Source organism: Shewanella algidipiscicola, from assembly GCF_003605125.1.
GTDB classification, from domain to species: domain Bacteria; phylum Pseudomonadota; class Gammaproteobacteria; order Enterobacterales; family Shewanellaceae; genus Shewanella; species Shewanella algidipiscicola.
On record NZ_QPQT01000013.1, the window covers coordinates 63,889 to 77,012 of the forward strand.

Below are 13,124 nucleotides of genomic sequence, written 5' to 3' on the forward strand. Positions count from 1 at the left end.
GGTGTAAAACGAAATAAATAGGTAGCGCTGAGTAATAAGATAAAAGGCATTAAGTTATATAGGGCAAAAGGCAATACACCGCGTTTTCGTTTGCGGCCGGATGATGACGGCGATTTTTAAACGCATGTTATAGAGCTTCGCCCCTAAGAAAAAGATCAACACGCCCAGCATTAGTGCCACTGTTTCGTAGCGCAGTAAGATAGTCGAACCGCCTAAGATGAGGTAGCTGGTGGGTAACTCTCAACTAATCAAGTTGATATGTCAGATCTAGTCGGGACTAATACAATTTATCATTCGATATCCTTTTCGTTTATCAGCATCTTACATCAGTAATAGTGAATGAACTATTACTGATGTTGGATGAGCAAATGTGCCATCACTGTTAATCCAGCCTAAAATAAAAAGCTGGCTAAGCCCTAAAAAAGGCTGCCAGCTTTTCATATTACAACTCGAGTTGTACGCGGTTAGGCAATGACAACTTGAGCATTAAACCTTCAATTACAATAAGTGATTAGTGGCGACAACCACATCCACCATTGCCATCACAGCCTTCTTTGGCTTCTTTTTCGCTGTCATCATTGCAGCATCCACCCTCATGGCTTTCACCACCGCAACAACCGCCTTCGTGGCTATGTTCATGACCACCACAACTGCCGCCAGCATGAATGTGGCCATGGGCAATCTCTTCTTCGGTCGCGTCGCGAACGGCAAGCACCTCAACGGTAAAGTTAAGTGATTGACCGGCTAATGGGTGGTTGCCATCAACAACAACAACATCATCTTTTACTTCTGTAACTTGTACTGGACGTTGACCCATTTCAGTTTCGGCAATGAAGCGCATACCCGGTACGATATCTTCAATGTCACCAAAGGCTGACAGTGGTACGTCTTGGCGCAGGCCATCATGATAAGGGCCGTAAGCTTGTTCAGCTTCAACGGTAACATCGAGCTTATCACCAACCGTTTTGCCTTCTAATGCCGCTTCTAAGCCGGGGATCATATTCTCGGCGCCATGAAGGTAAAGCATTGGTTCACCTTCAAATGAACTTTCAATTAACTCACCTTGTTGGTTTGTTAAGCGGTAATGGATGCTAACAGCTTTGTGTTGGGTGATTATCATATCGCCTCCAATTCAGAATGTGGCGGCATTTTAACTTGCTTTTTAATACTTGGCGATGATCTAGTACCGCTTCTTTAATGAAAAATTTATAAATTGTGAGTCGGGTTGTTAGCTCGGGTCGCTGCCCCCTTGGAAGTTGTGATGATGTGCTAGGTTCTTGTTGAATTTTTTCTCACTATTTCCAATAAATTATGCGCTCGCCTTGATTGCAGTAAATGAGGGGGGAATTATGATGTTATGTCGACTTTAGTCTTAAACGTCACACAAAGGTCTATTTTGTATTATTAACTTTATCTGGAATGCTTCCTTTTACTGTTATTACCTGTTAATAAAGGAATTAATCTAAGGTATCTGTTTGTACAGCTTAGATTTATATCGTCCTAAATGGCGAATGTTCGCAATTGTTGATGTTTGAATTGATCTGCTTTATATGTTCATAGTCAAAGTGATGTGAGTTCGCTATTTTTGAGAAAGTTGCCTGTAGGGGGTTGACAGCTGCATGCAAAAAAAGCAATTCTAGTTACCACTTAATACACAATGAATTGTGAACAGATAATTATAATGTTTAGCCTAAATTTCGTAGTAACCACCATTATTACAACCACCACGACAACCATCGTGGGGGCCGGCTGAACATACGTAAAATATAAGTATTGATAAAGCCCGCTCCCTCCAAGGAGCGGGCTTTTTTGTTTCAGGGGTAGCGTGGTACAAGGAGATGATATGAAAGTGATGAAATTTGGTGGTACCTCGCTGGCTAATTGGCAGCGTTTTAATGGCGTGGCAGACATTGTCGCTAGCAGTGCAGAGCAAGAAGGTATTGCCGTTGTGCTTTCAGCCCCAGCAACCGTGACCAATGGGCTGCTTGAAATGGTCGACTTGGCGGTTAGTGGTGGTGATTTTCTACTGGTACTGAATAAGGTTAAGTTGGTTTTTGATCTGCTATATCAGCAGGCGAGCCAAGAGAAACTGTCCTCACAGCAGTCTAGTGATCTTCAGCGAGTATTGGATAAGCAATTGTCGCTTTGGCATGACAAATTGCAAGGGATCATGCTACTTGGCGAATGCCCAGATTATGTTCGCGCTGAAATCGTCGTGGGTGGCGAAAAGTTATCTGCGGCCTTAATGGAACAGTTAATGTTGGCCCGAGAGATATCGGCTAGTCAACTTGTGCCACAACACTTATTTTTAGCGACAGGTGAAGTGCTTGAATCTTTAGTCGATATTAATGCCAGTAAACAACTATTTGCCGCGCTTTCGCTTGATGCTCATCGCGTGTGGGTCATGCCTGGCTTTACCGCTGGTGATAAGCATGGACGCATAGTTACCCTTGGGCGCAATGGTTCAGACTATTCGGCGGCGGTATTATCTGCCTGTATCGATGCTAGTTGCTGTGAAATATGGACCGACGTAGACGGGGTGTATAACACAGATCCTCGCGTGGTGGCCGACGCTAAACTATTAACTCAATTGAGCTATCAAGAAGCGATGGAGTTGTCTTACTTTGGTGCCAAAGTGCTACATCCTAAAACCATCTCTCCTATTGCCCAATATCATATCCCTTGTTATATCCGTAATAGCTTTAATCCAGATGCACCTGGGACATTGGTGTCTAACCAAGTCGATAAGACAGGCCTTAATGTTAAGGCTATCTCTAACCTCGATGAACAGACCATGTTTGACATCGCAGGCCCGGGCATGAAGGGCATGGTTGGCATGGCTAGTCGCACGTTAGGTGCTATCTCTCGTTCGGGCGTTTCGGTCTCATTGATCACCCAAAGCTCATCTGAATACAGTATTAGCTTCTGTGTCGCGACACAAGATGCGGACAAAGTGCGTATGGCGTTAGAGCAAGAATTTGAACTTGAACTGAAAAGTGACATTCTTGAAGAGATAGAGATGCGTCATCACTTGGCGATAGTGTCGTTAATTGGTGATGGTATGCGCACTCATAAGGGCGTTGCGGGTAAGTTTTTCCAAGCGTTAGCACAGGCGAACGTCAATATCGTTGCCATTGCTCAAGGTTCATCTGAGCGCTCTATTTCAGCGGTGATTGAGCTATGTAAGACTAAACATGCGATTGCCGCCTGTCATCAGCGCTTCTTTGATGTACAGCATTATCTGGATGTATTTTTAGTCGGTTGTGGCAATGTTGGGGCTGGGTTACTCGAGCAGATAAAACAACAATCAGAGATGCTTAAAGCGCAGCATATTACCGTCAGAGTTTGTGGTATTGCTAATTCTCGCCAGATGTTGCTCGATGCCCAAGGTGTTGAGCTTAATCATTGGCAAGGGCGCTTAAGTGACAGCCAGCAAGATTATGATTTAAATCAGATGCTAGCATGGGCGACTGAGCAGCAATTACTTAATCCCGTATTGGTTGATTGCACCTCTAGTGAGTTAGTAGCCGATCGTTACCTCGATGTCATGAATGCCGGCTTGCATGTGGTTACACCTAACAAGAAAGCCAACACACGAGACTTAGATTACTACCGCGCGTTAAGGCAAACTGCTTTAAAACAGCGTCGTCAATTTTTGTATGAAACGACGGTAGGTGCTGGCTTACCTGTGATTGATAACCTTAAAAAATTGTTATTTGCTGGCGATAAATTGCAAAAATTCAATGGCATATTATCTGGCTCGTTATCCTTTATATTTGGTATGCTTGATGAAGGCATGACGCTATCTGAGGCCACCAAAATTGCTCGTGACAAGTGCTTTACAGAGCCCGATCCGAGAGATGACTTGAGTGGCATGGACGTTGCTCGCAAGGTGTTGATTTTAGCTCGAGAAGTGGGAATGGAAATTGAGTTAAGTGATATTGTGGTTGAGTCAGTATTGCCAGCGCATTTTGATGCATCGGGCGATGTTTCGACCTTTATGCACAACTTGGGGTCTCTCGATAGTGAAATTGCCAAGCGAGTAGAAGAGGCTAAGGCGCAAGGTAAAGTCCTGCGCTATGTTGGGCAAATTGATGAGCAAGGTTGCCGAGTTAAGATAGCGGAAGTCGATGCAAACGATCCACTCTATAGTGTGAAAGGGGGCGAAAATGCGCTGGCCTTTTACAGCCGTTACTATCAGCCAATCCCGTTTGTGCTGCGCGGCTATGGTGCTGGCACCGATGTGACTGCTGCAGGGGCCTTTGCGGATCTTCTCAGAACCCTTAACTGGACACGGGAGATGGGCGCATGAGTTTAACGGTTTATGCACCCGCGTCGATGGGCAATGTGGGGGTGGGCTTTGATTTACTCGGTGCGGCGTTAGCGCCCATCGATGGCACATTGCTTGGCGATTGCGTCAGTATTGAACCAGCCTTAACGGGAATATCGCTATCGCTGGCGGGCCATTGGGCCGATAAATTGCCTGTCGATGCGGCTGACAATATTGTCTATCAATGCGCTGAGTTTTTTTTAGCGCAATTAGAGAGTCAGGCGGGCATTGCTATGACGCTGGAGAAGAATCTTCCCGTGGGCAGTGGCCTTGGCTCCAGTGCATCATCTGTGGTAGCAGCTCTTTATGCTTTAAATGAATATTTCGATCGCCCTTTTGATGAGCAAGCCTTGCTGCGTTTGATGGGGGAGTTTGAGGGCAAAATTAGCGGCTCGGTGCATTATGATAATGTTGCGCCATGTTACCTAGGTGGCATGCAATTGATGCTGGATGTGCCGCATTCGGTATGTGAAGGGTTACCCGTATTTAAACAGTGGTATTGGGTGGTGGCATACCCTGGGATCTCCTTATCGACCGCTAAAATGCGGGCGTTATTGCCAGAAGTGTATGACAAATCTGTGGCTATCGATTTTGGCCGTTATCTTAGTGCGTTTGTCCACGCCAGTTATAAGCAAGATGCAAGCCTTGCCATTGCGGTATTAAAAGATGTGTTAGCCGAGCCTTATCGTGCCAGCGAAATTCCAGGTTATGAACAAGCCCGAGCAGCACTTGCTGAGCTAGGCATGTTAACCACAGGCATCTCTGGCAGCGGTCCAACCCTATTTTCGGTTACTGACGACCTTGCTACCGCGCAGGCGGCGCAAGCATGGCTTGATAGCCACTATGTAAAACAAGGTGTGGGGTTTTCTCATATCTGTCAAATTGATACCCAAGGTACTCGTCGGGTCGATTGAATATTATTATCAGATTAAGGCGCACTACAGATGGAATTATATAACTTAAAACACCCGTCGCAGAAAGTGACTTTTACTCAGGCGGTTAAGCTGGGTCTCGGCCGTGATCGAGGGCTGTTCTTTCCGACATTAATCCCTGTCTTAGACAATATGGATGAGCTGTTAGCCATGCCGTTTGTCGAACGTTCTAAACAGATCTTAGGGGCTTGGCTAGCACAAGAACTCGGTCAGGAGATGGTCGATAAACTGGTCGACAATGCGTTTAATTTTGAGCTTCCTTTAGTGAAAGCCGATGACAATCGCTACTGTTTAGAGCTATTTCATGGTCCCACATTAGCCTTTAAAGACTTCGGTGCACGCTTTATGGCTCAATGCCTTAATAGCTTAGCCACCGAAGATAAAATCACCATATTAACGGCCACGTCCGGTGATACAGGCGCAGCCGTTGCTGATGCCTTTTACGGCTTGGATAACATTGAAGTGGTGGTGCTGTACCCCAAAGGTAAGATAAGTCTGCTGCAAGAGAAAATGTTTACCACCCTAGGGGATAACATTCACACCGTTGCAGTGGCGTCAGATTTTGATGCTTGTCAGGATTTAGTCAAAGCTGCATTTGAAGACAGTGATATTCGCGACGGATTACATCTTAATTCGGCCAACTCGATTAATATTAGCCGCTTACTGGCGCAAATTTGTTATTACTTCGAAGCCGTTGCCCAGTTTAAACGCGTTCATAACAGCGATCCAGTGATTGCCGTACCGAGTGGTAATTTTGGCAATCTTACCGCAGGGCTATTTGCCAAAGCGATGGGATTACCTGTGAAACGCTTTGTGGCCGCCACCAACAGCAATGATACCGTCCCGCGTTATTTGACCTTAGGAGATTGGGCGCCTCAGGCCACCGTCGCCACCATGTCTAATGCCATGGATGTATCTGAGCCAAGTAATTGGCCTAGGGTTGAGGCGATTGTTGAAGCCATGGGCTGGAGTTTAAGTGACATTAGCGGCGTGGCATTATCAGAGACGGATACTGAGGCGGCATTATCGCAATTGTATCAAGGTGGTTATCTTTCTGAGCCCCATGCCGCGATTGCGGCGCAGGCCCTATCGATGACCATGAAGCCTAGTGAGCAAGGGATTTTCCTTGGCACAGCGCATCCGGCTAAATTTAAAGAGGTGGTCGAGGCATGCTTGTCTATTGAGGTCGGTTTGCCGCCAGCATTAGAGACAGTAAAAGATAAGCCGATATTGTCGGTCAATCTGCCTGCGGATTTCACCGCCCTTAAAGCGCACCTTTTTGCAACGCTGTCACGTTGATCTCGCTGAGGCTTTAGCTCATTTGTTATGAGTTGTTGGGTAAATACGGGGGAAGCTTTACCCAATAAAAAAGGACGATTGCTACTGCATTCGTCCTTTTCGTTATTTTATGTTGGGTAAGCTATTAGCTTTACAGCTTAATTTAAACGGCAAGTTTGGCTTGACGGCGTAGCCAGTTAATCTCATCAGGCCAAATGGCAGGCTCTATGGTCTCTAAGATTAATGGAATACGCTTTGTGGCCGGCAGTTGCATAATGAAACTAAATGCCTCATGGCCTATGTGCCCAGCGCCAAGAGAATGATGGCGATCAACGCGGCTATTTAGAGGGGTCTTACTGTCATTAAGATGCATGGCCTTGAGGTATTGATAACCGACAATCTTATCGAACGCGTCGAAGCTTGTCTCGCAGGCTTCTCTGCTGCTCAAGTCGTATCCTGCGGCAAACATGTGGCAAGTGTCGATACAGATACCAACCCGCGATTTATCTTCTACTTTGTCAATGATTTGCGCTAATTGTTCGAAGCTGTGGCCTAAATTTGAGCCTTGGCCTGCAGTATTTTCTATGACAGCGGTGACACCTTGGGTGCAGTCTAAAGCTAAGTTGATCGACTCGCTAATGCGGCTGAGACATTGATCGATACTGATCTGTTTTAGATGACTACCGGGGTGAAAATTTAACAAGGTGAGTCCCATCTGCTGACAACGTTGTAATTCATCGACAAAGGCGTCGCGTGAACGCTCGAGTTGAGCCTGATCCGGATGACCGAGATTTATCAAGTAACTGTCGTGAGGTAAGATAGCATCGACATTGATTTGGGCATCGTAGCAGTGTTGTTTAAAGGCTATTATTTGCTTAGGGCATAAAGGTGCTGATTGCCAACGACGTTGGTTTTTAGTGAACAACGCAAATGCATTGGCGCCAATTTTCTTGGCATTGAGTGGCGCATTGGCGATGCCGCCCGCTGCACTCACATGGGCACCAACCCAATGTTCATTTTGCATTTATTTCCTACCATGTTAACCAGTTTGTCAATTAACCACGTTTGCCTAAAGGCCTTCCCGTAGCGCTGTGCCTAATGCCAATAATATGCGTGTGGATATCTTGCTTATGGAAGTGACTTACATAATGAGATCAAGGACTCTACCGTGTTTACCGGCCTCACTCAATCACTATTTATTGACTTGTTTTGACTCTTATTATGTCAAATGCAGATATAAAGTTGTTGAGTCCGTTACGCCTTCGCTGTACGAAAGTGGGTGTTTATCCAATGTCTTAGCAAAGTGTCTGTTAGTAGTTAATCGTAAGTGTTTATTTTAAATTGGCTTTAATTGATCTGAGTCACATTGTCGTGTTGAGTTACATATTAGTGTGAGTGAAAAGCAAACAATTTACTATAGTAACTAGAGGCGTTTAATTAGTATGGAGGTGACGATGTTAGCAAGGCTTCATAATGACCATAAGCATATTGCGATACTGTTAACATTATTGCAGAAAAAACAGCATAGGTTAGAAAATGCCGAGACGGTTAACTTTAATCTGATAAGAGATATCGTTGAATATATGCAAAGTTATACCGAGCATAGTCATCATCCTTTAGAGGATCTGATTGATGATTTTTATATCCAAAAATACCCTAGTGAATTAAATGAAAAGCGTCTAGCAGACGAGCATGAAAGATTGGTTGAGAGTTCATCGACATTGATGGCGACATTAAATCTAATTTTAAGCGATATTCCCGTTCAATTAGAGCAGATGAGTGAGGTGCTCAAGGAGTATATCGACCTGCAAACTAGGCATATGATTTATGAAGAGCAGCATTTATTTCCTAAATGGCAAGCTGGAATGACAGATGAAGACTGGTTGAGTGTGGGGGCTCAATGCCAAGAGCGGCTTATTTCTGATCCATTGTTTAATGATGACGATAATGTCTTGTTTGAAGATTTACGTGAATATCTCGCTAAGGTTGATGATTAAGATTTTAGTCTGTAAATAAAAAATAGCGCTTAAGGCGCTATTTTTTATTTACAGACTTTATCAGTTTTACATCAGAAGGTTATCAAAATCGTAGTCGAAACTACTGTCAATATCCTGGAGTTCTTTAAGCAAACGATGTTTCTCCTTGATAGCCTCAATTTCACGCCATTTTCGCTTCTTATTGGAGCTTCGCGAACGACTGTTAGGTCTTTCAATGACGGTATCATCTAGCGCACTACCATAATCCAAACGATTCATGGCAACCTCCTGTTGTTGTAGTTTTTCTCATCAATTTAATACCACATTTCCATTTTATGGTGCAAGCTAAATGTTTCACCTTTGTTAACGAAAGATGAATGTTTTATGATTTGGTGAGCAAGAAGCTAAGCGGTAGGAGAAGTTAGGGTGGATGATAAAGCTATAATGTAGTTGGTTTAACATAATAAAAAAGCCAGTTTAAACTGGCTTTTTTATCGCGGTATTAAGTCTTTATGCGCTGCTTATTAGTGTTTAGCGCGAAATAGATTTATTAGTGCGTTACTCGAGGCGTCTAGCTCTGTTGTATCATTTTCGGCCTGTAATCTGCTCAGAATGTCATTGCCGAGGGTTTTACCTAGTTCAACTCCCCATTGATCGAAGGAGTTGATGCCCCATACAGCCCCTTGGACGAAGGTTCTGTGTTCATAAAGGGCGATGAGAGCACCTAAAGTGGTCGGCGTGAGTTTATCCATTAAAATAGTGTTGCTGGGCTTATTACCTGGCATCACCTTATGCTTTGCAATTAATGATTTTTGCTGCTCACTTAACCCACTGTTGTTCAGCTCTGCTAAGGCTTCATCATAGGTTCGACCTTGCATCATGGCCTGAGTTTGACCGAAACAGTTTGATGCAAGCTGCACATGATGCTCACCCAGTGGATTATGACTTTGTAGCGGTAAAATAAAATCTGCCGGGATCAGGGGCGTCCCTTGGTGAATGAGTTGATGATATGCGTGCTGCCCATTTGTCCCTTCGCCGCCCCAAATGATAGGGCCTGTAGAGTAAGAAACCTCTGTACCCTCCAAGGTGACTGACTTACCGTTACTTTCCATATCTAACTGCTGGAAATAGGCTGGTAGACCACGTAAATAATGGTCATAGGTTAACACTACATGCGACTGGGCATTATGGAAGTTGTTATACAACAGCGACAACAGCCCCATGATAACCGGCATGTTTTGTTCTAATGGTGCGGTTAAGAAATGGTCATCCATCTCTTTAGCGCCCTCAAGTAACGCATAAAAGTTATCCATGCCAATCAGTAGCGCGATAGGCAGACCAATCGCTGACCATAAAGAATAACGTCCACCAACCCAATCCCACATTGGAAAGATATTATCAGCGTCCATGCCAAATTCTGTGGCTTTAGTTACGTTAGAGGTCACTGCTACAAAGTGTTTTGCTACATCGGCCTGAGTGGCGCCATAGTCGAGAAACCACTGTTTGGCGCTTAATGTATTAGTGAGCGTCTCTTGCGTGCCAAATGACTTAGATGACATGACAAATAGGGTGGTTTCAGGATTAACAAGGCGTAATTTTTCACACAAAGAGGTGGCATCTACGTTGGCGACAAAGTGGCAGTTAAGTGACTTATTCCAATAAGGACGAAGTGCTTGAGTCACTATTTTGGGGCCTAAAAATGAGCCACCAATGCCGATGGCCACGATATCGGTAATCGTTTTACCGGTATAACCGCGCCATTTCCCAGAGGTGACGGCATCGACAAATTGGGCCATTTTGGTCTGTGTTTGCTTTACCTCATCAATAATATTGTGGCCATCGACTAATACTTGTTGATCTGCATGGGCGCGCAGCGCTGTATGTAATACTGCACGCTGCTCGGTATTATTGATGATCTCACCGCTGAACATGGCTTTGATCTTCGCCGTTAAATTGATCTCATCGGCGAGAGAGAATAACAGTGAAAGCGTGTCCTCATTGGCTCTATTCTTTGAGTAATCAAGCAGTAAGCCACAGCAAGACAATGACATTTTATCAAATCGCAGAGGATCGGTATCAAACAGCGTACGCATATGAGGTAGCTGCGCCGTATGTGCAGCGATAGCAGACCAAGTTGCGCGTTGGGTTAACTCTGTCATGAGATGCACCGCCTTCTTATGCTCGTAGTTGTGTCTTCAACATCTGCTCAAGCTTGCCTTGATCAACGGCGAAGTTACGAATGCCTTCGGCCAGCTTTTCAACGGCCATTGGATCTTGGTTAAATTCCCAGCGAAATTCGGCTTCGGTCATTGGCTTGCCTGGTGCAATGATATCTGTTGTTGGCGTTAACTTTTGTAGCACAGGCGCATTACTATTGGCCATCTCTTCTAGTAGTGCTGGGCCAATGGTTAAGCGATCGCAGCCTGCTAACTCCATTATTTCACCAGTGTTACGGAAGCTGGCACCCATAACCACGGTTTTAAATCCATGTTGCTTATAGTAATTGTAGATCTTAGTGACAGATACAACCCCCGGGTCTTCGCTAGCAGCGTAGTCTTTGCCTGTGTCTTTTTTGTACCAATCGAGGATGCGGCCGACGAAAGGAGAGATAAGATAAACGCCTGCTTCGGCACAGGCTCGTGCTTGTGCAAAGCAAAACAGTAACGTGAGGTTACAGTTGATCCCCTGTTGTTCAAGCTCTTTTGCGGCACAAATGCCTTCCCAAGTTGAGGCTAGCTTTATTAAAATGCGTGATTTATCAATTCCTGCAGCTTCATAAAGCTTGATCAGCTTGTGTGCTTTATCGATCGAACCCGCTTTATCGAATGATAATCTAGCGTCAACTTCGGTTGAGATACGTCCTGGAACGATTTTAAGGATCTCAACACCAATATTGACGGCCAGTTTGTCGCTAGCGTCAGCAACTTGTTGTTCAAGATCATTACTCTGAGCCTTAGCCCAGCCAATCGCATCATCGATTAGGTGTTGATATTCGGGAATTTGTGCTGCTTTGAGAATTAGAGACGGGTTAGTCGTGGCATCTTGTGGTTGATAACGCTTGATCGCTTCGATATCGCCAGTATCGGCAACAATGGTAGTGAACGATTTGAATTGCTCTAGTGTATTAGCCATGAAAATTACATCCTTCTTAAGAAGCAGCTTAAGTTGTGTTGTTTACTAACCGCTATTAGACGCGATTTTGCCGATATTTCCAACCGTGAATGAAAAAAAATTACAGAAAAGTTGCTAAATATCAGTGCGAGCGACTCACTAGCTGCATTATTGTGTATCAATCAGTTTATCTTATTGCTAATCAGTATACGTTGTGAACTGTGGAAATAAATAAAATCGCTGCCGAAGCAGCGATTTTTATACTTAAATGGTGTGATGTGACTGGCACATCGATTCATTTTTTATCGCATTACAGGTTCGGTACGCACACCTGTCACATGCGCCTCGATACGGCGGTTTGCTTTGTTTGCTTCAGCAGAGCGACCAGGAATTACTGGCTGAGTGATACCGTAACCTTTTGAGGTTACGCGTGCACGACTAATACCATACTGATTGACCAAAATATCAGCCACGGCAGATGCACGACGTTCAGACAATGCCATGTTGTAATCCGGAGCGCCTACATCTGAGGCGTGCCCAGAGATCATAACAGTTGAACGTGAATGCTGATTTAGATAATCTGCGAGCTTTTGAATTTTTTCATAAGACTCCTTTTTGACTACTGAGGAGTTATTATCAAATAAGATCACGCCTAAATCATGCTGCTCAGTGACTTCCTTATAGATAGTACAACCACTAGCATCGACTTTATGGTTAGCCGCAGTATCTGGGCATTTATCCATATCATCGGTGACCCCATCGTTATCAGAATCAAGTAGCGGAGCAACTGCGGCAACTACTGGTGCAGGTACGCTATGGCCGAAACGATAACTTAGTTCAAGGCCCCAGTAGTTGCTCTCCATCTCTAGGGTGTTCCATTTATCTTCATCTAGGTTCTCATAACGACGATATTTAGCCTGAAGCTTGAAGTTTTCAGTGAAGTTATAACCAATACCCGCACCTACATATGGAGCGACACCGCTGTCGCTATAATACTCGCTGCCCCACTGCTTGTTGTTTGAGAGTACGTAGTTCATAGCACCAGCTTCAGCAGAAAGGCTCCAGCGATCGGCTAGTGGCCAGAATCCAACTAAACCTAAGGTCATGCCCGTTGCGCCGACATCATTAAGCTTATTTGCATAATCGACCCATTCTGCACGGCCTAAATCACGGTAACCTAGCTCAACACCGAAATAATCGTTGAATAGATAACCACCGAAAACGTCCCAAGCATAAGGGTCATCTTCGCCACAAGTTCTCATGGTTTTTTGATCGCAGTTAGGTTCGTAGTTATTTACGCCCAATCCACCACCGACATACCATGGACTGAGTTCTTGTGCTGCATTGGCTGCAAATGGAAGCATTGAGGTCAGCAGAATTGCTTTCAATGTATTGTTCATCATTTCAATATCCTTGGATTATTTATCTAGCCCCGAGAGTGTCTTTATTACATTAAAAACACGCTAGCACTTAATGAGGGGGATCCTTTGCTTTTAT

Annotated in this window: 10 protein-coding genes; 4 read left to right on the plus strand and 6 right to left on the minus strand. The window is 44.6% G+C overall.

Features of this window, described 5'->3' with window-relative positions:
* Positions 1-511 precede the first annotated feature (511 nt).
* Positions 512-1,120 carry a peptidylprolyl isomerase gene (gene slyD, locus DVO77_RS14475; RefSeq protein ID WP_119978830.1) on the minus strand — a complete coding sequence of 203 codons (609 nt, stop codon included), beginning with the start codon at positions 1,118-1,120 and terminating at the stop codon, positions 512-514.
* Between the two features lie 723 nt (positions 1,121-1,843).
* Here slyD and thrA point away from each other — a divergent pair.
* Genes thrA through thrC form a run of 3 tightly spaced genes read left to right on the plus strand, consistent with a single transcriptional unit; the run spans position 1,844 to position 6,561 of the window.
* A complete protein-coding gene (gene thrA / locus DVO77_RS14485) occupies positions 1,844-4,312 on the plus strand; it encodes a bifunctional aspartate kinase/homoserine dehydrogenase I (RefSeq protein WP_119978831.1) in 2,469 nt (822 codons plus the stop codon).
* A complete protein-coding gene (thrB, locus tag DVO77_RS14490) occupies positions 4,309-5,244 on the plus strand; it encodes a homoserine kinase (RefSeq protein ID WP_119978832.1) in 936 nt (311 codons plus the stop codon). Before thrA ends, thrB begins: the two co-directional genes overlap by 4 nt.
* Before the next feature lie 30 nt (positions 5,245-5,274).
* Complete coding sequence (gene thrC / locus DVO77_RS14495; RefSeq protein ID WP_110456567.1) at positions 5,275-6,561, plus strand: threonine synthase; 1,287 nt, start codon at positions 5,275-5,277, stop codon at positions 6,559-6,561.
* A 142-nt stretch (positions 6,562-6,703) separates the two neighbouring features.
* Here the strand turns inward: thrC and nfo are convergent, their stop codons facing one another.
* Entirely contained in the window at positions 6,704-7,564 is an 861-nt protein-coding gene (gene nfo / locus DVO77_RS14500; protein ID WP_119978833.1) for a deoxyribonuclease IV, read from the minus strand.
* Between the two features lie 430 nt (positions 7,565-7,994).
* Here nfo and DVO77_RS14505 point away from each other — a divergent pair, with 430 nt between their 5' ends.
* Complete coding sequence (locus tag DVO77_RS14505) at positions 7,995-8,537, plus strand: hemerythrin domain-containing protein (RefSeq protein WP_110456565.1); 543 nt, start codon at positions 7,995-7,997, stop codon at positions 8,535-8,537.
* A gap of 66 nt (positions 8,538-8,603) precedes the next feature.
* Here DVO77_RS14505 and DVO77_RS14510 read toward each other — a convergent pair whose 3' ends face one another.
* From DVO77_RS14510 to DVO77_RS14525, 4 genes are all read right to left on the minus strand, one after another.
* Positions 8,604-8,795, minus strand: coding sequence for a DUF3545 family protein (locus DVO77_RS14510; protein WP_110456564.1), 192 nt, complete (start codon positions 8,793-8,795; stop codon positions 8,604-8,606).
* 245 nt (positions 8,796-9,040) lie between these two features.
* On the minus strand, positions 9,041-10,675 hold the full coding sequence (gene pgi / locus DVO77_RS14515; protein ID WP_110456563.1) for a glucose-6-phosphate isomerase: 1,635 nt from the start codon (positions 10,673-10,675) through the stop codon (positions 9,041-9,043).
* Between the two features lie 16 nt (positions 10,676-10,691).
* Positions 10,692-11,648, minus strand: a complete 957-nt coding sequence (gene tal / locus DVO77_RS14520; RefSeq protein WP_110456562.1) for a transaldolase — start codon at positions 11,646-11,648, stop codon at positions 10,692-10,694.
* Between the two features lie 281 nt (positions 11,649-11,929).
* Positions 11,930-13,030 carry an OmpA family protein gene (locus DVO77_RS14525; RefSeq protein ID WP_110456561.1) on the minus strand — a complete coding sequence of 367 codons (1,101 nt, stop codon included), beginning with the start codon at positions 13,028-13,030 and terminating at the stop codon, positions 11,930-11,932.
* Positions 13,031-13,124 lie beyond the last annotated feature (94 nt).